Annotated in this window: 18 protein-coding genes; 9 read left to right on the forward strand and 9 right to left on the reverse strand. The window is 44.1% G+C overall.

The window, feature by feature from the left end; translation table 11 throughout:
• Window positions 1-294 precede the first annotated feature (294 nt).
• Complete coding sequence (locus OCK74_RS21055) at window positions 295-1,158, forward strand: response regulator (protein WP_279299063.1); 864 nt, start codon at window positions 295-297, stop codon at window positions 1,156-1,158.
• Between the two features lie 638 nt (window positions 1,159-1,796).
• Here OCK74_RS21055 and OCK74_RS21060 read toward each other — a convergent pair.
• The 6 genes from OCK74_RS21060 to radA all read right to left on the reverse strand — a co-directional run bounded on the left by OCK74_RS21060 (window position 1,797) and on the right by radA (window position 9,058).
• On the reverse strand, window positions 1,797-3,314 hold the full coding sequence (locus OCK74_RS21060; protein WP_279299064.1) for a regulatory iron-sulfur-containing complex subunit RicT: 1,518 nt from the start codon (window positions 3,312-3,314) through the stop codon (window positions 1,797-1,799).
• A gap of 275 nt (window positions 3,315-3,589) precedes the next feature.
• Window positions 3,590-4,786: a DNA polymerase III subunit gene (locus OCK74_RS21065; protein ID WP_279299065.1), complete on the reverse strand. Its 1,197-nt coding sequence runs from the start codon at window positions 4,784-4,786 to the stop codon at window positions 3,590-3,592.
• A gap of 96 nt (window positions 4,787-4,882) precedes the next feature.
• Window positions 4,883-5,401, reverse strand: a complete 519-nt coding sequence (locus OCK74_RS21070) for a glutathione peroxidase (protein ID WP_279299066.1) — start codon at window positions 5,399-5,401, stop codon at window positions 4,883-4,885.
• Window positions 5,402-5,506: 105 nt separating this feature from the next.
• The gene (locus tag OCK74_RS21075; protein ID WP_279299067.1) at window positions 5,507-6,892 is read right to left on the reverse strand and encodes a choice-of-anchor Q domain-containing protein; all 1,386 of its coding nucleotides are present in this window, start codon (window positions 6,890-6,892) and stop codon (window positions 5,507-5,509) included.
• 42 nt (window positions 6,893-6,934) lie between these two features.
• Window positions 6,935-7,639: a ComF family protein gene (locus OCK74_RS21080; RefSeq protein WP_279299068.1), complete on the reverse strand. Its 705-nt coding sequence runs from the start codon at window positions 7,637-7,639 to the stop codon at window positions 6,935-6,937.
• A 42-nt stretch (window positions 7,640-7,681) separates the two neighbouring features.
• Window positions 7,682-9,058, reverse strand: a complete 1,377-nt coding sequence (radA, locus tag OCK74_RS21085; RefSeq protein ID WP_279299069.1) for a DNA repair protein RadA — start codon at window positions 9,056-9,058, stop codon at window positions 7,682-7,684.
• Between the two features lie 701 nt (window positions 9,059-9,759).
• On the opposite strand from radA, the gene OCK74_RS21090 reads away from it, so the two are divergent.
• Window positions 9,760-10,452 carry a zinc metallopeptidase gene (locus tag OCK74_RS21090; protein ID WP_279299070.1) on the forward strand — a complete coding sequence of 231 codons (693 nt, stop codon included), beginning with the start codon at window positions 9,760-9,762 and terminating at the stop codon, window positions 10,450-10,452.
• Between the two features lie 203 nt (window positions 10,453-10,655).
• Here OCK74_RS21090 and OCK74_RS21095 read toward each other — a convergent pair whose 3' ends face one another.
• The 3 genes from OCK74_RS21095 to OCK74_RS21110 form a co-directional block, all read right to left on the reverse strand.
• Window positions 10,656-12,206, reverse strand: a complete 1,551-nt coding sequence (locus tag OCK74_RS21095) for an Rne/Rng family ribonuclease (RefSeq protein WP_279299071.1) — start codon at window positions 12,204-12,206, stop codon at window positions 10,656-10,658.
• Between the two features lie 311 nt (window positions 12,207-12,517).
• Entirely contained in the window at window positions 12,518-13,387 is an 870-nt protein-coding gene (locus OCK74_RS21105) for a tetratricopeptide repeat protein (RefSeq protein ID WP_279299072.1), read from the reverse strand.
• A 222-nt stretch (window positions 13,388-13,609) separates the two neighbouring features.
• Window positions 13,610-13,921 carry an HU family DNA-binding protein gene (locus OCK74_RS21110; RefSeq protein ID WP_279299073.1) on the reverse strand — a complete coding sequence of 104 codons (312 nt, stop codon included), beginning with the start codon at window positions 13,919-13,921 and terminating at the stop codon, window positions 13,610-13,612.
• Window positions 13,922-14,048: 127 nt separating this feature from the next.
• Here OCK74_RS21110 and mutY point away from each other — a divergent pair, with 127 nt between their 5' ends.
• The 7 genes from mutY to OCK74_RS21145 all read left to right on the forward strand — a co-directional run bounded on the left by mutY (window position 14,049) and on the right by OCK74_RS21145 (window position 21,300).
• On the forward strand, window positions 14,049-15,113 hold the full coding sequence (gene mutY / locus OCK74_RS21115) for an A/G-specific adenine glycosylase (protein WP_279299074.1): 1,065 nt from the start codon (window positions 14,049-14,051) through the stop codon (window positions 15,111-15,113).
• A 156-nt stretch (window positions 15,114-15,269) separates the two neighbouring features.
• On the forward strand, window positions 15,270-15,704 hold the full coding sequence (locus OCK74_RS21120) for a single-stranded DNA-binding protein (RefSeq protein ID WP_279299075.1): 435 nt from the start codon (window positions 15,270-15,272) through the stop codon (window positions 15,702-15,704).
• Between the two features lie 57 nt (window positions 15,705-15,761).
• Window positions 15,762-17,135 (forward strand): gliding motility-associated protein GldE, encoded by a 1,374-nt coding sequence (gene gldE, locus OCK74_RS21125; RefSeq protein WP_279299076.1) that lies wholly within the window; start codon window positions 15,762-15,764, stop codon window positions 17,133-17,135.
• A complete protein-coding gene (gldD, locus tag OCK74_RS21130) occupies window positions 17,128-17,709 on the forward strand; it encodes a gliding motility lipoprotein GldD (RefSeq protein ID WP_279299077.1) in 582 nt (193 codons plus the stop codon). Before gldE ends, gldD begins: the two co-directional genes overlap by 8 nt.
• A 124-nt stretch (window positions 17,710-17,833) precedes the next feature.
• Complete coding sequence (locus OCK74_RS21135; protein WP_279299078.1) at window positions 17,834-18,427, forward strand: DUF3109 family protein; 594 nt, start codon at window positions 17,834-17,836, stop codon at window positions 18,425-18,427.
• 90 nt (window positions 18,428-18,517) lie between these two features.
• On the forward strand, window positions 18,518-19,903 hold the full coding sequence (locus OCK74_RS21140) for a lactate utilization protein B (protein ID WP_279299079.1): 1,386 nt from the start codon (window positions 18,518-18,520) through the stop codon (window positions 19,901-19,903).
• 92 nt (window positions 19,904-19,995) lie between these two features.
• Window positions 19,996-21,300, forward strand: coding sequence for a polysaccharide deacetylase family protein (locus tag OCK74_RS21145; RefSeq protein ID WP_279299080.1), 1,305 nt, complete (start codon window positions 19,996-19,998; stop codon window positions 21,298-21,300).
• The last annotated feature ends 8 nt before the right edge of the window (window positions 21,301-21,308 follow it).

The following is a 21,308-nucleotide window of genomic DNA, read 5'->3' on the forward strand; positions in this document are numbered from 1 at the left end:
GACAAAGCACTTATTATCATTTGTGAAATTACTTGCGCCCCTCGATCTTTTATCTTCTATTGTTTTTATGTTTAATAAAATATAAGTGTTATTGCTTATGTTGCACGGTTTTTCCCCTTTTAACTTTATTTACATGAGAAATAAGTACAATTTTACAGTACTCAATGTCCATACCCGCTGCCGTATTCGGGAAGTTGTTTTGCTGACCGTAGCTTCATATTTTTTCCTGTTGCGGACAAGTTGGTACCGGGCTGAAAGTCTAAACCCTAAGAATAACTTTAGATCAGTTCTAGCATGAACCTAACCGATCCTGCGAAAAATGTCTTCAAGTTGCAGGAGGCCGTGCAACAATCCTTGCATTCCTTTGAAAAGGAAGCGGACTCGATTCAGCTTCAATTCGTTACCGACCTGGTTGCCCCCCTGACGCTTGTGGGCGATGAACAGGTACTACAAACAGTTATATGTATTTTGACAAAGGCAGCTGCCCGCTTTGTGGGCGCTACTAAGGTTGTCATTTCCATGAAACGGTTGCTGCAAGCAGGAGACGAAGTGCTTGTGGAGTTCGAGGTTTCCGATAATGGGCCTGGCATTTCAAGCGAAGATAAATCTTCCCTTTTTTCGTACAAACGCAGCCTGGCCGAGGCCCGTATACAGGTAAAACAGCAGGGAGGAAGGTCTGTGATCAATAGCTTGTATGGCGTAGGCACTAATTTCAAATTCCTGCTCCAGTATAAAGTTGTTCAAAACGAGGAACACGCCACGGTTTCGACAACTTCACAGAATGGCCTGGCTGGTAAAAGGGTGCTGGTGGCTGAAGACAATGAATTGAACCAGCTTACCATTGCCCATTTGCTGAAAAGGGAGGGTATCCATGTAGATATTGCCGGTGATGGCAGGGAAGCTATAGAAATGTTTGAGAATAATAGGGGCTACGATTTGATGCTTTTGGACCTGCATCTGCCACATATGGATGGCTTTCAGTCGGCTGTCTATATCCGGAAAAAACTGAAAAGCAATATTCCTATCATCGCTCTTACAGCCGGCTTTTACACCAATGCTAAAGCGCGTTGTAGCGAAATTGGCATAGACCACTACATTACTAAGCCTCTACAGCCTGCCGAGTTGCTGAAAAACCTGAACTACTTCCTGGTTAAATAGGAATGTTGTTTGGTACTATCTGATGTAACTTTTTTGATGGGAGCAAATTCTGAATCGCCGTCTTTATATATAAAGTTGAGGTATAAGGCAAATAGCAGAATGCAAAATGACACCACGGTCATTAGTCCGAAAATAGGCTTCTTCATTATGGGTCTGGTTTGAAGGTAATTAAGGTTCTGAAAAATCCTTTTTAGTGTACGGACTAAAGGCAGCGGATTATGGTTTCGTTAACATCGTGCTATCTATGGTGCTTTTTCTCACAGGAGTGAATTCGGAAGAATCACCTTTGTACACAAAATTGAGGTACAAGGAAAAAAGCAAAAGGCCAAGAGACGCCACTGTTATCAACCTGAATATAGGTTTTCGCATAGCATTGAATTTTAGTAATTGATCTAAGGGGCTGATTTCCGTTCAATCAATGGCTATCAAATTTAAATAGTTGATCAATAAACTACTTCTTTAAGCTCAACTATTTTTGATCAATCTGAATTTATACTTATTCCCGCTTATTGGAATCCTCAAATTACTTCTTTTTTGTTAACTCATCATTAAGAAATTAAAAAATCCTTATAAAGGGCATTAAAAAAGGCACTTTTTTGAAAGTGCCTTATAGATATTAAATAATATTATTTGTTTTATTACTCTTTTCCGCCTTGGGTATTATCTTTTCCAGCTTGGTTGCCCTGTCCGCCTGGTCTGTTCTGAGGCCTGGGCTGTTGCTGCCTGGCACCACCTCCTTGCTGTTGTGCACCAGGAGCTGGCCTTTGTCCACCACCCTGCTTTTGCTGAAAACCACCTTTCTGCTGGGGTGCAGTCTTTTGTTGCTGAGGCATGGGTTTCTGTTGCTGTGGAGTTGCCTTTTGCTGGGGACCAGTTTTCTGTTGAGGGCCTCCTTGTTGTTGCGGAGCTGGTCTTTGCTGGGATTGCTGGCCTGCTGCTCTCGGCTGCTGAGGAGCCGGTTTAGCCTGCTGGGCCTGGCCACTTAACTGCTTTTGCTGCAGCTGCGGCTGTCCTGGTTTTTGCTGACCGCCAAAGCCTCCCTGGCTCTTTTGCTTTCTCTTTTTGTCTGATTTTTCCAGGCTTTTCAGGGAAATATGTCCTACCACATCCACGAATTCAGGTTCAGCATCTTTAGGCTTGGAAGACACCAATTCCACTGCTTCCAGTTCATCTGGAATGGTGTTCTGCATATTCAGTGCCTTTATCTTTCTGACCCTTTCAATGGTGAGGGGATAAAGCTTGCTGCTATCGGGCAGCACATACCACATCAGGTCTTTGAAAATGTCTTTCTTGATCAACGTAGCCGTGCCACGGGTTACCTGCAGGATGTCGCAGTTTTCAGGGAAACCCTGTAAGGCATCCAGGTAGGTATCCAGCTCGTAGTTGAGGCAGCACTTCAGTCGGCCACACTGACCACTGAGCTTTGTCTGGTTGATGGACAGGTTCTGGTAACGGGCAGCAGCAGTATTTACCGATTTAAAGTCCGTTAAGAAGGTTGCGCAGCACAGTTCACGTCCGCAGCTACCAATACCGCCCACTTTGGCGCTTTCCTGGCGGGCACCTATCTGCCTCATTTCCACTTTCAGCTTGAATTCCGAAGCATAGATCTTGATCAGTTCGCGGAAGTCAACCCTGTCATCTGCTATATAAAAGAAAGTTCCCTTTTTGCCATCAGCCTGGATCTCTACTTCGCTCATTTTCAATTCAAGCTTCAATTGCCTGGCAATGGCGCGGCTGCGAATGAGGGCATCTTTTTCCCGGGCCTTGTTTTGCCGCCACAGTTCCAGGTCGCGGTCGGCAGCGCGGCGCAGTACCTTTTTCATGTCGGGGTTGAACTCATCAACACCTTTCTTTTTCATTTGCAGGCGAACGATCTCCCCGGTAAGTTGTATTTCGCCAACGTCAAAACCATTCATACCCTCTACTGTTACCAGGTCTCCTTTTTCGAAAAACTGGAGGGTACTATTCCGGTAAAAATCTTTACGGCTACCGTTATTAAAACTTAATTCCACAACGCGGCAGGCCGATTCCATATCGCTTAAGGGCAGGTTGACCAGCCAGTCGTATGCATTCATCCGGTTACAACTATTGGTGCCGCAACTGCCGTTACTCTTACAGCCTCCCGGTTTTCCTGTTCCACAGCTTCCACATCCCATACTATTGTTGGTTATTTAAAATGAATAAATGTTTGAGGAAGTGGCGGCAGAATAGCTAAGAATTGTTGCAGGCATGCGCAATCCTGTAAGCAGTAAGCTGTTTACAGATGCTATGCAAGCTCTCTTTTCTGGCAAAAGCAATCTTGCCTGTTTATGAAGAGTATTCGAAAGCTATTGAAAATCAGTCTGCACAGACCAAAACCTCTATATAAAAATACCACCTCACGCTGAGGCGTTTGCAAATATATTTTTTTTATTCCAGAGAAGTTGATGAGTTAGGGCGATATTAATACATTGCTTCTGACTATGTAAAAGATCTTGATAGTCAGGGCATGAAATAGAATGCGGCCATTGGCATTTCTTTCGATGTAGTAGGAGGCCTTGTCCAACTCGGTTGCGATCACTTCCAATTGTTCGATACTGCAGATCTTGTTCAGGCGCTGGGCAAAGTCCTGTTCCCCCTCGGACATGGCATACAGCAGGGCTGCCCTGCCTTCCTCGTTCAGCACACACATGCGGATGGCCAGCTCCAGCAGGTGGGTGAAATAGCGCAGGAACTGCTTTTGTTTTTCCCTTCCTAGCCGGGAAAGGTCATCAATCACTTTTACCTGGGCAATGGGCTGGTTCTTCAGGGTAGCGTTCAACCATTCGCGCAGCAGGCCATGGAAATCGTCGTCAGCGTGTTGCACGAGGTGCAGGGCTTCTCGGTAGTTGCCTTCGCTGATGTTGGCGATCTTTTTGGCTGTTTCGGGTTCGCAGTTGCTCCTGCTTACCAGCGCTTCTTCCACAGCAGCCGCCTCGATGGCGGGTATCTTTACCAGCTGGCAGCGTGAGAGAATGGTGGAAAGGATCTCGCTTTCGCTTTCTGCTACCAGGATGAATAATGTATTGGCAGGTGGCTCTTCGATCAATTTCAGCAGCTTATTGCCCTCTTTGCCTAGGTATTCCGGCATCCACATCACCAGGATCTTATAGCCACTTTCAAAGCTTTTCAGGTTCAGTTTGCGAATGATGTCGTTACACTCCTGGGCGGTAATATTACCCTGTTTGTTCTCTGCCCCGATGAATTGCAGCCAGTCATAAGTATTGCCATAGGGGTAGGTTTTCATAAATTCCCGCCATTCCGCCGCATAGTCGGTACTAATGGGAGGGGTGCCCGACTTTTTGGTAATCACCGGGTAAGAAAAGTGGATATCGGGATGTGCCAGTTGCTCAGCCTTTATACAGGAAGGGCAGGCGCCGCAGGAATCCGAAGGACGGCGCCGGGGTTCTGGGGCTCCAAACAAGCCGCCCTCATCAGGAATTGTGGTTTGCTGGCAAGTGAGGTATTGCGCAAAAGCCAGGGCCATGGGAAGGGCTCCGGTTCCTTCTTTTCCTAAAAACAACAGAGCATGACTTAAACGGTTATGCTCTACCATTTCCACTAACCGCTGTTTGACATCTTCCTGGCCAATAACATCTTTAAATAACATTCCCGTACATGGATTTGCAGCGATGTTAAGGATTTATGGGGAAATAAAAAAGGTTGTCCAATCCCGGACAACCTTTTTTATTTGATTACTGAATGATCAGTTTAAGTATTTGAGTATGTCTTCGCTCATGGGTTTGACTTTGGAAGGGAAAACAGCAACGAGTTTCCCTTTCTCATCAACCAGGAACTTGGTAAAGTTCCACTTGATCGGATCTTCAATGCCTAATTTCTTTGCTTCTGCGGTCAGGTATTTGAACACGGGGTGGATATCATCACCTTTAACGGATACTTTTTCTGCCATAGGGAAAGTAACCCCATAGTTTCTTTTACAGAATTCCTTGATCTCGCCGTTCGAACCAGGTTCCTGGCCGCCAAAGTTGTTGGCAGGGAAACCAATGATCACCAGCTTGTCTTTGTATTTGGAATACAATTGTTGCAGTTCTTCATACTGGGGCGTAAACCCGCATTTGGAAGCTGTATTTACGATCATGATCTTTTTGCCCTTGTAGGCAGAAAAGTCGATCTCATTGCCTTCCAGTCCCGGCACTTTAAAGTCGTAAATGGAAGTCGCCAATAAAAAGGCGGATAACATCGTTGCGAGCAAAATTGTTTTCATTTCAATAAAAATATAAAATGTAAAATAAGGAATATAAAATGTAAAACACGGTATCGTGCTGTCAAAAATCTCCTAACATTATGCCGGTTGCTAATTGTCAATTGCTTATTGGCGCTCATAACTGCCCAGGTCCGGTATTCCCACCGGTCTTGGTTTCCCGTCCAGGTCGATCGTTACATTCGCAGGTATGCCTTTGTTCAGGGCAGGCGAGTTTTCTTTCAGCCTGAAATCAAAAACATTCTTCTCTGCATCAATGGTTACAAATTCGGGCGATTGGTTGTTGATCGCCTCTTGAATCGTAACATTTTGTGGCGTATTCTTTACCTTCCACAGCACGTGATCGAACAGAACGGAAAAAGTGGTATTGCCTTCTTTTTTCACGATTACTTCATCCTCTATGGAGCCATCCTGGCCCCAGAAAATGCAGTTTCGGAATACGGCATTGAGGTTGCCTGTAAAGGTGAGGCCGTTTTGCTGGAAGAAATTCTGTACCTGCAGCACTGGTGTATTATGTGCAATGAAGCCGTTGTAGTAACTGGCTATGGTGCAGTGCGTAAACTGGTACTGACCGCCTCCTACCAGCAGCAGGTTATTACTGCAATTAGAGATCAGGAGGTTCCGGGCTGTGATACTAGTGTTGCCGGCCAGCAGCCCGGCATCATAAGCATTGTCAATGATGGTTTCGTTCAGAAGCAGCTTAGGATTATTGTTTGAAGATTGTTCCGCAACCACTATACCCTGGTAAGCATTTTTGATCAGGGCATAATCGATGCGGTTGTCTTTACTCTCCTTGGTGAAGATAATGCCTGGCCAGCTTGCCGGGAAGTCCTTATAAGGATCATCCAGCCGGTCGCCGGTAAATATTACCCTTGCCGTGTCTTTGCCATTGACGCTCAAAGTACCCTTTATCAGTAATGCTGCATCGGCATGTGCATATACCTTACATCCCCTTTCGATCGTCAGTTGTCCGCCTGCTGCTACTTCCAGTACACCCAGGATCACGTAAGGCAAGTCGGCCTGCCATACTTCATTGCCTGTGATCAGGTGGTTGCGTAGGAAATGCGCATTCTGTCCATAGGCTTCCAGTTGAACAAGCTGTTGGTTGCCATTGCAGGATATCTCTATACTGTCACGAACAACAAAGGGCATGTTGGCTGAGGATGGATCTACATTCACAGTAACAAATACATAGGCGCTGTCATTGGCGGCAATATCTAAACCATTCACAATGGGACCAACTTTGCCATTCACATTGATCAAGAATGGAGATGCCTGGCCTCCCTTCAGAACCACTGATGCGATGTGAAGTCCCTCGTCATTTGTATTGAAGATCTTGAAGAATTTTGTAACTGAACCGGTAGTTGTAAAAACAGTATCAAATTGCACCGTATCGGTAAAAACTGTCAACCGTGCATCAGGACTATCGGTGAAAGATTCCTTCTTACAAGAAAAAAGCAGCAGGGCGAATATGATGAAAGCAGTAATTCTCACGCGGCAAAACTATAAAAGAGTTTGCTAGTTTACTCCAATCTCTTATTTATGTGTTATGCATAGGGCCGCGATGCTGAGTCGGAGGTTCTTTGCTTTGAGCAATTCTGCAGCACAGGCTTCAACCGTAGCACCTGTAGTGATCACATCATCAACCAATAAGATATGCTTGCCTTCTATGGAAGCTTCATTGGTCAGTGTAAAACTGCCCTCCATGTTCTGCCATCTTTCAATCCTGCTTTTATGTGTTTGCGTTTCTGTATGATGATTACGGATAATGATCTGTTGGAGTACAGGTACCTGAAGTATGCTGGCAATGCCTTCACACAATACTGTAGCCTGGTTGTATCCTCTTTTGCGCTCCCTGGAAGGATGGAGGGGCATTGGCACCAATGCATCTATACCTGCAAACCTGTTGGTCTCTGCCAGGCATTGTGCCATAAGGGTACCTAGATAAAAACCTAATTCCTTGTTGCCTTTGTACTTCAACTGGTGCACCAGGTGTTGCATCATCGACTCCTTGGTAAAATAATATTGAGCAGTAGCTACTGTAACCGGTATACGTCCCCAGAATATTCTTTCAACCGGGTTATCTGCATGCAGGTGAAAGGAGGTTTCTGGTAAAGATGAAATACACTCCAGGCAAAGCTGGTGGTCCCTGTTCAATAAGTCGCTGCGACAGCCTGCACAGAGGTGAGGAAAGATGAGATGAAGGAGAGCTTCAAGCAGTGTTTTGGTATGCAGTAGCATCTTCCTGGAAAGATACTACTGCTTATTTCTATTTACAACACCCTAGAAGAAATACCGGTACACTTCATCTACCTGTCCCATTGTGATCACCTCAATATTGAATCGTTGCTTGGGCAATCCCTTCTGGTTGTATTTTGATACAATGATCTTTTCAAAACCCAGTTTCTCCGCTTCTGCTATCCGTTGTTCAATGCGGTTCACAGCCCTGATCTCACCACTCAGGCCCACCTCTCCTGCAAAGCATACATTGTGCGGTATACTGGCATCTTCATAAGAAGAAAGAAGGGCTACTAAAACTGCCAGGTCAATAGAAGGATCTTCCACTTTCAAGCCACCGGCAATATTTAAAAACACATCCTTCACACCAAAATGAAAGCCGCCTCTCTTCTCCAGTACAGCCAGTAGCAATTGCAGCCTGCGCAGGTCAAAGCCACTCACTGTTCGTTGTGGTGTGCCATACACTGATTGTGTTACTAATGCCTGCACTTCTATCAGTAAGGGGCGCTGACCTTCTATAGTAGCTGCTATGGCAATGCCGCTTAAGGCTTCTTCTTTTTGTGTGATCAGGATTTCGCTGGGGTTCAAAACCGGTTTCATACCATCATCATTCATCTGGTAAATCCCCAGTTCGGCAGTGCTTCCAAAACGGTTCTTCAACGTGCGCAAAATGCGATAGGCATAATGACGGTCACCTTCAAATTGCAGCACTGTATCTACCATATGTTCTAATAGCTTGGGACCTGCAATATTTCCTTCTTTATTGATGTGACCAATGAGGAATACTGGTGTGTTCGTTTCTTTGGCAAACTGTTGAAATTCGGCTGCACATTCTCGTATTTGTGAAACACTTCCCTGTGAAGAATCTATAAAAGGTGATTCCAGTGTTTGTATGGAGTCGACGATCACTAGTTGAGGCTTTAGCTTTTTGATCTCCTGGAAGATAACCTGTGTGGAAGTTTCTGTAAGCAGGTAAAAATGATCATTCTGTGCCTTCAATCTGTCTGCCCTCATTTTGATTTGCACTTCACTTTCCTCTCCACTGATGTATAAGGTTGTGATGTCTGCAAGGTGAAGACCCATTTGCAGGAATAAAGTTGATTTACCAATGCCAGGTTCGCCTGCAACAAGAATGAGGCTTCCGGGTACAATCCCTCCACCTAATACACGGTTCAACTCAGTATCTATGGTTAATAAACGTGGAGCTTCCTTTGTTTGGATTTGTTGCAGTGATACGGTTTTACGTGCCGGCGCATCATCAGAAAACGAGCGCCAATCGTTAGCTGTTATTTTCTTGTTGTCTTTCTGTATGAGTTCTTCAACAAACGTATTCCATTGCTGACAGCTTGGACATCTGCCTAACCACTTCGCACTTTCATATCCACAATTCTGGCAAAAAAATCCGGATTTAACTTTTGACATTAGTTCGTGTAATTAGATATTGAAATATTAGGGTATTGAGATATTGTTGATATCTCTATCAAAGTAAACAACTTCAATTTAATTTATTGACCAGATAAGAAGTTACTTAATTTATGTTCAATAACAGTTGGCAGGTTTTATTTTTATTGAACATCACTCATTGTACAATCTGATGCATGTTTGTACTGAATAGAGTCGTAAAATATTCACGTTTGATGCTTCACGTTTGATTCATGCCCCCTCTTTATGATCATTTCAACGCCCCCTTAAGGGCTTTAATCATCCCTTTTTATGATCCTGGGATACCTCCTTTTTAGGACGCTAAGGGTATGTTAAAGGCATGAAAAAAGGGCCGGCCAAAAGACCAGCCCCTTTACTTACTAACCCATTAAATTCTGCCACTAAATTACAAATATGCGCCACATTTCAAAATTATTTTTTGTTCCTGTTGAAAACTTTTACTTCTTTTTAAAAATGAAAACTTAAAGTAATAGACTTTGTAAAATATTGTTAATCAATTTGTTGGAATTTGATCCCAGTCCCTTTGAAAAATCGTTTTCCTGAAAAACTGTCAGGCCGTTCAGTATTTTTCCACATTGGCTGCCAAAATTGGGTAAAGAATGTTAAACCCGGCATTTTCAACAACTTAAATCGCATTTGGTTATAGATTTGATGTTAGAATTTCAAAAAATAGTAGAAGAATGACACCGTCAATAATGTTCGTTTCCTTGATCTTTATCGGCATCAGTATGATCGTTTCTATGATAATGAAGAGCCGGTTTGCTGCTTATAGTAAAGTGCCCTTGGCTGCCCGGCTTACGGGTAAGGATGTGGCAGAGAAAATGCTCCGGGAAAATGGGATTTACGATGTAAAAGTGGTTTCTGTGGATGGATTCCTGTCCGACCACTACAATCCCATGAATAAAACTATTAATCTGAGCCCTGAAGTCTATGGCAACTATAGCGTTGCCGCTGCTGCCGTGGCTGCCCACGAAACCGGCCACGCCGTTCAGCACGCCACAGCCTATAGCTGGTTGATGATGCGCAGTCGCTTGGTGCCACTGGTTCAGTTCAGCTCTACTTTGGTCAACTGGATACTCCTGATTGGGGTGATTATGGCCAGTTCAGGCAATACCACCTTGTTATTGGTAGGTATCGTTTTGTTTGCGTTGTCCGTTTTATTCTCTCTGATTACGTTGCCTGTAGAGTTTGATGCTAGCCGTCGTGCATTGGCCTGGTTGAAAACCACTAATGTTACCACTCCTTACGAGTTCCCGAAGGCTAAAAATGCCCTTAGTTGGGCTGCAATGACTTATGTAGTTGCTGCTTTAGCCGCCGTAGTGACGCTGATTCAGTATGTGATGATATTCTTAGGTGCCAGAAACAGGGAGTAAAAGCCCCTCCTGGAACTCCGGCCCCCTCCCGGCCTCCCAACGGGGGAGCCAAACACAAGCCCATCGGTTTGCTCAGAATTAATAAAAGAAAAGAGAAGCCCCCGCTATTCAACTAGCGGGGGCTTCTCTTTTATGTTTTATATTCAACTCTATGGGTCTGTGCCTGGCGCTCCTCCCCGTTGGGGGGTGTGGCTGGGCTTTGCTTATAGTTTTATCTCCTCTCCGTTGCTATCATAAAAACGGAATTCGGTAAGGTGGTAGTTGGTATTGGGCTTAACATGGATGCTCTGGCTGTATTTTCTCTTCCATTTAGAAGCTTTTGAGAACAGCCAGCCTTTAGTAAGGTAAGCATGAACAATCGGGTGCACGACAACGGTCAGGTTGCGGTGGTTGTGGGTGAACAGGTAGCCAAGGTTCTTTTCAATCTCATCTTCCAGGATCAATGTGGATGAAATTTTGCCGGTACCATTACAGCTGGGGCATACCTCCTGTGTATTGATATTGACTTCGGGGCGCATCCGCTGGCGGGTGATTTGCATGATACCGAATTTAGAAATCGGTAAAACAGCATGCTTTGCCCTGTCAGGCCTCATAAATTCTTCCATGGCCTCCAGCAGCTTCTTCTTATTCTCCGGAAGCTTCATATCGATAAAGTCCACCACGATGATACCGCCTATATCCCTCAGCCTTAACTGGCGTGAAATTTCTTCAGCAGCTTCCAGGTTGGTCTCAAGAGCGTTCTGCTCCTGGTTGTTACTTACACTCTTATAACCGCTGTTCACATCAATAACATGCAGGGCTTCTGTATGTTCAATGATCAGGTAGGCGCCGCTGTTCATGTTCACCGTTTTGCCGAAAGAGCCTTTTACCTGTTTGGTCACTCCAAACTGATCGAAGATCGGCGTGCCGTTGCCATGTAAAGCAACAATATCAGCCTTTTCAGGAGCGATCCGTTGTATATATGACTTGGCATCGGCATAAATACCCTTGTCATTCGTAACAATGCGGTTGAAATCTGCATTCAACAGGTCGCGCAGGATGCTGGTTGTCTTTGTCTGTTCGCTTAATATCTTGGCTGGCGGCGTTGCTCCCTTAAGATTCTGCTGAATAGTCTTCCATGTAGCCTGGAGTTCAGACAGGTCTTCATGTAGTTCAGCAGTGTTTTTGCCTTCAGCTGCCGTACGTACGATCACACCAAAGTTTTTGGCTTTGATGGATTCTACGATCCTTTGCAGCCGCTTACGTTCTTCCGAGGAATGGATCTTCCTGGAAACGGCAACAATATCATTGAAAGGGGTTAAAACGACGAAGCGTCCCGGCAGGGAGATCTCGCAGCTTAAACGTGGGCCTTTGGCAGCAATGGGTTCTTTTAGTATCTGAACCAAAATATTGGGTTTGCCATTCAGTACCTCGTTTATTTTTCCTGTCTTGATGATCTCTGGCTCTACCTGGAATTGCGAAAAGTCAAAACCCTCTGGGGTTTTGTCAGTGATAGCTTGCTGGGTGAATTTGAGCAGGGAGCGTGCATACGGGCTAAGGTCGGTATAATGCAGAAATGCATCCTTTTCAAAGCCGACATCTACAAATGCGGCATTGAGCCCGGGAATCAGCTTTTTTACTTTCCCCAGGTACAAATCTCCAACAGCAAAGCGGGCATCGCTTTTTTCGCTGTGTAGTTCAACGAGTTTTTTGTCTTCTAATAATGCTATTTCCACACCCTGTGGCGTAGCATTTATAATTAATTCTTTGTTCACATTACTCCACCTTTACGATCGTACTTCTTGTGGTGCTTACCATAAATGACATGCCGTAGTGCTTGCAGTAACCAGTGAACAGGATGATGTTGGGGCTATTGAGGGCGGGTTGCAAACAACACTAAAACGTCAGCATGAAACGAAATAACCGGGAACAAGACTCTTGCTCCCGGTATGGATAAGAACCTTTACTTTCTCTTTTTATGACGGTTCTTTCTTAATCTCTTTTTGCGCTTATGCGTCGCTATTTTATGACGCTTTCTTTTTTTACCACAAGGCATACTCTATTGACTATTTATTAATTAACCAATTTATTTTTTGCTGAGTTCAGCTATTCTTTGCTCCACTGCTTCTTTCATTTCAGGTAATCCGATCAACGGCAGGCTTTTGCGGTAATTTTCAACAGCATGGGTGTTATCACCTTTGCGTTCATACACATCGGCCAGTGAAATCAAAGCTTCGAGGTTCTGAGGTTGCACCTGCAACACTTTTTCAAAACGGTCGATTGCCTTATCCAACTGCCCGGAAACAATAGATGCTTGCCCTAGTGTCATCAGGGCAAAAATATTTTTAGGATCCTTATCGGCTACCTGCCTGATTTTCTGGATTCCTTCCATAGGGCTGCCAATGCCGCCATACAGATAAACCGCACCTAATCCGATTTCCGAAGAGTCGTTTGCCGGATTCACCTTCAAAGAACGTTCGAACAAGTCTTTAGCCTGAAGCGCTTTCCAGTTTTTGAGACCTGGATTTTCTTCAGCCCTGAGATTGTTCAAAAACAAATGGGCTGCAAATGTGAGGGATTTTTCTGAATTTTCCAACCGGGCTGCTTCTGCTGTGTACCAGGCATAAGGTTCAAACACCCGCGCAGAGTCACTCCAGAAGTTTGCTAACTGGTGATAAACATGGACTTTCTGATCTTGAACATCACCCCGGGAGATACTCTTTTCCAGGAAATTTAAACGGGTATTTTGTTCCGGACTAAGATTTTCTTTCGCATGAAACAGGATGGTATCAATGGAAATAGTAGCATGCTCCTCACCAGGAGCATGGTTATGACCATCATGATTCTCTGTACTGGCTTCTTGTTTAATACCAAATATCTGGCCCTGGCTAACAAAGAATAATATTATTACGGAGGCTAAGGCAATGCCGGCTGTAATCCACTGCGGTCTCTTCACAAAAAATTTTTTGCAAAGTTAAAAGTTATGAGGTTTTCGAATCTGGAATGTGACTTTTGTATCCTGTTCTTAATGTTAAAATTATTGGCCCCATTTATTTTTCACATCCATACATCTGTTGGCCACTGAGCTTTTTATAAACCGCAACCATGAATGTTTCTTCCATATCCCAATATGCTAATAGCTCAACTTTTTCCCAATCCTTGTAAATCCAGGTCCAGACTAGTTCTCAACCCGTTGTCCCTGTTCTTCAATACTCACCTTCTTGATCTCAGCTACAAACTCTTTGGCTGGCTTGAAAGCAGGAATTAAATGTTCAGGAATGTTCACTGCCACATTTTTCTTGATATTACGGCCAATTTTCGCAGCTCTTTTTTTGGTAATAAAGCTTCCAAAGCCACGGATGTAAATGTTTTCACCCTTGGATAGGGAATCTTTAATCTCTTTGAACATTGATTCCAATGTAACGAGGACATCCACTTTGGGAATTCCTGTTTTTTCTGAGATTTGGTTGACTAAATCAGCTTTTCTCATTTGCAAAGTTGTTTGAAGTTATTACCAAAAATTTATAGCACTAAAATAAATGATTACCAATAGAATACAAATATTTTATGAGTAATTGTTGGGTATTTTTACGATGAAAATAGTGAAATCACGCAAAATGCATACAGATAAAGGGTTTTCTCATCAATTTACAGAGGCTTTGCTGCAATGGAACCGTACCGAAAACCACCGGCAGATGCCTTGGAAGGGAGAAAAAGATCCTTACAAAATATGGCTCAGTGAGATCATTCTGCAACAGACCAGGGTGGAGCAGGGCTTAAAATATTATGAACGATTCATTAAAACCTTTCCTACGATACAAGACCTGGCTGCAGCTCCTGACCAACAGGTGTTTAAGCTTTGGGAGGGATTGGGTTATTACAGCCGTTGCAAAAACCTGCTGGAAGCTGCGCGCTTTATTGCAAATGACCTGCAGGGCGTATTTCCAAATCAATACGAAGATATTTTGAAATTAAAGGGCGTAGGCAGTTATACCGCCGCAGCTATTGCTTCCTTTGCTTTCAACCAGCCCTATGCGGTTCTTGATGGCAATGTGTTCCGGGTGCTGGCGCGTATCTACGATATTGAAGAACCCATTGATACTACCAATGGCAAGAAAAACTTCAGCCGGTTGGCTGGTCTGCAACTATCCAGGGAACAACCGGGTATCTACAACCAGGCTATCATGGATTTTGGCGCCACTATTTGCAAGCCTTTTCCCGAATGTGCTGCCTGCTTTTTTAGTGATCGCTGCGAGGCATTCCTGCAAGGCAAACAGTTGTTGCTGCCTGTCAAGGAAAAAAAGATTGCAGTAAAAGAGCGTTGGTTCAACTACGTTGTATTGCAACATAAAAATGTGATCGCTATCAAAAAAAGAGCCAGCCGCGACATCTGGCAAAACCTGTATGAATTTCCACTAATTGAAACTTCAGGGCCTGCATCTTTGAAGGAGATCCATTTGCAGTTAGAAAAAGGTTTTGGCTTCAGTCATCATGATGTAATATTTAAAAAAGAAATATTTGAAACAAAACAACGCCTTACCCACCAGGTCATAAATTTTTCTTTTTACCAGGCCGAAACCTGCGAAGTAAAAGACATTCCGGGCTTTATATGGGTCGGTTGGGAGGAGTTAAATCATTACCCTTTTCCAAAAACTCTGCAAGAATATATTATCAACAATTAAAAATCCCGTAACTTAAAATAAGCAATGCATAATCCCATAGCCCATTGAACTCGTAAATATTGAAAAGGTAGAGGCTGGCAAAAAATTTGATGTATCTTCTAATTAGCTCATAGATGTGTTATGGAAGAGATTTATTAACTAGTAATTTGTATTGTTATGAGAGGAGTCAACAGAGTAATGCTTATTGGGAACCTTGGGAAAGACCCTGATGTTCAATTTTTGGAAGGAAATATCGCAGTAGCTAAATTTCCACTGGCAACAACAGAAACTTTTAAAGACCGTTCCGGTAAATTGGTATCGCAAACAGAATGGCATACAGTAGTTTTATGGCGCGGACTAGCAGAATTAGCTCAAAAATACCTGCACAAAGGAAGCCTCGTATATATAGAAGGACGACTGAGGACACGCAGTTGGGAAGATAAAGAAGGGAATCGCAAATTTGCTACCGAAGTGGTGGGCGACAACCTGATCATGTTGGATAAACGCATGGAGGGAGCTCCCAACGCTCATTTACATCCCGATACAGGGTTGGAAGGATTGAGTAATCCTGATGCGCCTTTAACGGAACCTTCACCTGACCTTTCTTTTTAGAAGCAATAAAACAATAAATTTGTATTTTACACGGGCAGGCCGTTATGACCTGCCTTTGTGATATTACAAGTTTTCACCAAAACTTTTGAATTGGATTATTTATCGATCATTAACCATATAAACTCGATTTTTCTACTGGAAGTCAATCCCCAGAGCACTATTTTCCTGGCCGTGCTCTTGTCTGTTTTACTGCTGTTAAGCTTTATTACAGCAGGTGCTGAGGTAGCTCTTTTTTCTTTGCAGGCGAAAGATGTTAATATGCTGAAAACTAAGCAGCACGGGGCTGCCAGGCGAATTACAACCCTGCTCGACGAGCGCAAAGCAGTTTATATATCCCTGCTGATCGCTGGTTCCATCATCAACATCAGCATCATTATACTCTCCAACTTTCTTTTAACACCTCTTTTGCAATTTGGTAAGGTGCAATTTCTTGTACCCCTCGACCTGGACCTGCTGATCAAAATTGTGGTCATCACGTTCATTATTGTCCTGGTAGGTAAAATATTGCCAAAGGTTTGGGCTACACAAAACAACCTGCGCTTTGCTTATAGCGCCGCTGCCGTAGTGGAAGGTATTCACCTGCTGTTGCGCCGCATCAGTTTGAGTATGGCAGATGTTGCCGATAACATTAGTCAGCATAGTGGCGCCAGCCAGATGCAAACCAAAAGCCTGCGGGAACTGGATGAAGCGATTGATGTCAACACTGTTGAAACATCAGATGAGGAAAAGAATATCCTCAAGGGCATCGTCAAGTTTGGCAATATCACCGTAAAACAAATCATGCGCTTCCGTCTCGATGTGAGCGGTGTGGATTATGATACGCCTTTTCCTGAGTTGGTAAAGGCTATAGAAGAACTGCATTATTCGCGCCTCCCTGTATACAACAAGGACCTTGATGATATAGCAGGTATGCTGAATACAAAAGACCTGCTGCCGCATATCAATGATGCCGCTTTTGACTGGCATACCATGATCAGGCCTACGATGTTTGTGCCCGAATCAAAGTTGATCAAAGACCTGCTCCATGAATTCCAGGCCAGGCACGTACACTTTGCTATTGTTGTGGATGAATGGGGTGGTACCAGCGGCATTGTGACCATGGAGGACATATTGGAAGAAATTATCGGTGATATACACGATGAATTTGATGAAGATGAAAACACCATCAAACAATTGGATGAGTCCAGCTATATTGTTGATGGCAAGGTAATGCTGCACGACATGTGCCGTGCGATGAACCTCTCCCTGGACACCTTTGACGAGATCAGGGGCGAAAGTGATTCGCTCGGAGGTCTGGTGCTGGAAATTGCCGGCAAGTTTCCAAGAGTTAATGAAATACTTACAGCCGGTGACTTTGAATTTACTGTTTTAGACGTAGCGAAAAACCGTATCACCTCCGTAAAGGTGACCATCAACCAGCATCATGAGTAAGTTTTTATTCTGTATCGGGCTGCTGTTCTTAATTTCCTGCAACAGCGATTATGCCTATAAGCCGAGAGGATATTTCAAAATAGATTTTCCCAAAAAGGCATACCAGTCATTCGACCAGCCTGGTTACCCCTATAGTTTCGAATACCCGGCCTACGCTAAGATTGTTAAGGATACCACCTTTTTTGAGCAAACTCCGGAAAATCCCTACTGGATCAACATTGATTTTCCCCGGTTCAACAGCCGTATTTATATCAGCTACAAGAAGGTAGAAAAAAATAACTTCGACTCCCTGGTCAACGACGCCTTTACGCTTTCGTACAAGCAGCACACTTACAAGGCTTCTGCAATTGAGCCTGAGCCTTTTACCACACCCAACGGCATCAATGGTGTTTATTTCACTTTGAAGGGAAATACTGCCACGGCTAACCAGTTTTTTGTTAGTGATTCTGTAAAGCATTTCCTCCGTGGCGCTCTTTATTTCAATGCTACACCGAATGAAGATTCCCTGCGCCCGGTTAATGCATTTTTGAAAACGGATCTGCAACATCTTATTAACACCCTCAGGTGGAAATAAAAAAAGAATGTTTTCTTATCTGGTTCTTACATATTTGCCTTCCAAACCGGTCTATTCCCGTTAAAATTTCCCGCTTCTTTCTTCCTCCCTGAATATTGATCTACCTTTGCAAAAAATCTAAACCGTGATTGCAATTGAAAATGTGCTGGTGAGCGACGATGTAGTGGAAGCAAAATTTGTATGCGATCTGCATAAATGCAAAGGCGGCTGCTGCGAAGACGGCGACGCCGGCGCCCCCCTGACAAAGGAAGAGAAGAAGATTATTGACCAGAACTATGCTGCTATTGAGCCTTACCTCACTCCTGAAGGCAAAAAAGAGATCAGTCGCCAGGGAAAATATACTTACGATCCTGAATTTGGCTGGGTAACTCCAACCATTGATAATAAGATCTGTGCCTATGGCCATCGCGACGAACAAGGGATCATCAAATGTGGCATTGAACAGGCATACAATGATGGAAAGTTGGACTGGAAAAAACCCATCTCCTGTCATTTATATCCCATCAAGATCACGGAAACCAAAGAGTATACCATGGTCAACTATGAGCCCCGCGAAGTGCTCTGCAAATGTGGTTGCACCCTGGGAAAAAAACTCAAAGTCCCGGTCTACCAGTTCCTGAAAGAATCCTTAGTCCGCAAATTTGGTCCCGACTTCTACGAAGCCCTCGACCAGGTTGCGCAGGATTACTTTGCGGCCAAGGAAACTTCAAAGAAGTAGGAAATAGACCCATCCAGACATTTTTCGTTAATTATCACATCCTCACATTATCCTTGTATTTTTGACCTACACAATAGAATAAGAATTTCCATGTCCGAAAATTCCGCTTCTTTCCTTGCCAAAAGCACGATCAAAGCTGCCGACAGGGAACACCGTAGAAAGATCAACTTCAACATATCGAGGTACAATGCAGTGGTACCCTTAGGCAAGCAGCAGTTTACGAATGTGCACCTGGCAAGAGAGATGGCCAAAAACGCAAAGTGGCAGGCTATAGAAACGCTCGACAAGCAACTCGAAACCTTTGAGGCAAAGATTACCGCCCGCGGTGCCAAGGTTATCTGGGCAGAGACAGCCCAACAAGCTCTTGATGAAATTCTGAAGATCTGTAAGGCAAAGAATTGCTCCACCATCGTGAAAAGCAAAAGCATGGTCACCGAGGAATTGCATCTCAACAAATTTCTCGCAAAGAATAATATTGAAAGTGTAGAGACCGACCTGGGAGAATATATCCAGCAATTGGATGGTGAGCCTCCTTATCACATTGTAACGCCGGCCATGCACAAAAACAAGGAAGACGTTGCCAGGTTATTTACAGAAAAACTGGGAACAGCACCGGGTCTCAATCCGAGCCAGTTAACGCTCGTAGCAAGGCAAAAGTTGCGGGAGAAGTACGTACAGGCCGAAATAGGCATTACCGGCGCCAACTTTATTCTCCCGGATATTGGAGGTATAGCTGTTACTGAGAATGAAGGCAACGCCCGCCTTAGCGCGGCCTGGCCAAAAACACACATTGTGATCGCCGGTATTGAAAAGGTGATTCCTTCATATAAAGACCTCGCCTTGTTCTGGCCGCTGCTTTCTACTTTCGGTACAGGACAGAAAGTAACCGTGTACAACTCCATTTTTACTGGTCCCCACCAGCCAGGGGAGAAAGACGGTCCGGAGGAGATGTATGTGATCTTGTTGGACAATGGCCGCACGAACATCCTGGCCAATACCAAAGCAAGAGAGTCGCTATACTGTATACGCTGTGGCGCATGCCTCAATGCCTGTCCGGTATACAAAAACATTGGCGGACATGCTTATGGAACTACCTATAGCGGTCCTATCGGTTCTGTCATCACTCCGCACCTCAGAGGAATGGGTGAGTGGAAGCATTTAAGTTACGCTTCCTCGTTATGCGGAAATTGTACCGAAGTATGCGCTGTAAAGATTAATTTGCATGAACTGCTGCTGGAAAACCGCCAGGAGGCGGTAAGCGACAACCAAACTTCCTTTGTCGAAAAGATGGCTTGGAAGTTTTGGAAAAGAGCTATGATGCACCGGTGGATGTTAAACTCCGCCTCGGGCAGTACCAAAAGCTGGGTAGTGAATGCATTTGGGAAGGAGTGGACGAAACATCGCAGTGATTTGAAGTTCCCTGAGAAATCATTTAGCCAACTATGGAAAGAAAAGAACAAAAATTCAAATAGCTAACCTGTTAGGTTTCAATTTGAAAATGAAATTATTGGCAACAGGTAACTTCATTTTCAAATTGGTACATTTTCAAATTTTCAAACAAACCGTCTGTGCTCCTCTATTGTCATACCATAACACCAAGGATTAAGTACGTAGTTGATTTCATATCGCAATATTTCCTGCACCCGTTCCAGGTTACTGCCAACGAACAGGCCTATATTGCTTCATCTGGTTTTAAGATCAATTATTCGCACCAGAGATTCACTGCAGAGGAAATTCACATCAAGCCTTGTCCCATACTTTCTGAAAGCGAAAAAAGAAGATTCCATATACATACCTTTCAGCATAAACATTACAAAGCCTTTTTTGAAACAGATGGCGATATGCGCTTCGACTTGTTCGGAGCCATATTCTACCTGCTTAGCCGCTATGAAGAATACCTCCCGCACGAAAAAGATGTGTATGGCCGCTTTGCACACCAAAGCTCCGTAGCTTATCGCGAGGAGTTCCTGCACCTGCCATTGATCAATATCTGGCTGGAAGATTTCAGGGAGTTGTGCCTGCAGAAGTTCCCGGAACTTCAGTTTACACCGGCCCAATTCCAGTTCCTGCCTACTTATGATATTGATATTGCTTGGTCTCATAAGCATAAAACCTTCAAACAGAATTTTGGTGGTATTATGCGTGCTATCCTGCAAGGCAAATGGAGTGCTGCCCGCAAACATATTAGGGTATTGAAAGGAAAAATAGAAGATCCCTTTGATGCTTACGAGTGGATGGATGAATTGCACGAGCGCTTCAACCTGCATCCTATTTTTTTCATCCTGGTAGCAGCAGAAAAGAACAAGTACGACCGCAATATTGATATTCACCACCAGGAGTTTCAAAAGTTGGTACATTCCATTGCCACAAAGAATAAAGTAGGGCTGCATCCTTCATGGGCCAGCAGTGACCACAGGGGGCTTTTGGGGAGAGAAAAAATGTATTTGGAGAAAGTAACCAACCAGCACATTCACGCCTCGCGCCAGCATTATATACGCATGTCGCTACCGCATACTTATCAATTCCTCATCGACAATGGTATTACCCACGAATACTCTATGGGGTATGGCAGTATCAATGGCTTCAGGGCATCTGTAGCCTTGCCGTTCTATTGGTACGATTTGGAGCGGGAAGAAAAAACAAATCTCATCGTGCATCCCTTCTGTTTTATGGATGCCAACGCTTATTATGAACAAAGCCTGACCGCCCAGGAAGCGCTCCAGGAAATGCTGCAGTTTTATACAGCTATAAAATCTGTCAATGGTAATATGTGCACGCTCTGGCACAACAACTTCTTAGGCACTGCCGACGAATTTGCAGGCTGGCGCGATGCTTACGAGAACTTCATTCAAATTGTCTCAGAAGGCAATTAACAGACCGA

It is taken from the genome of Paraflavisolibacter caeni (assembly GCF_025628885.1).
GTDB lineage: Bacteria > Bacteroidota > Bacteroidia > Chitinophagales > Chitinophagaceae > Flavisolibacter > Flavisolibacter caeni.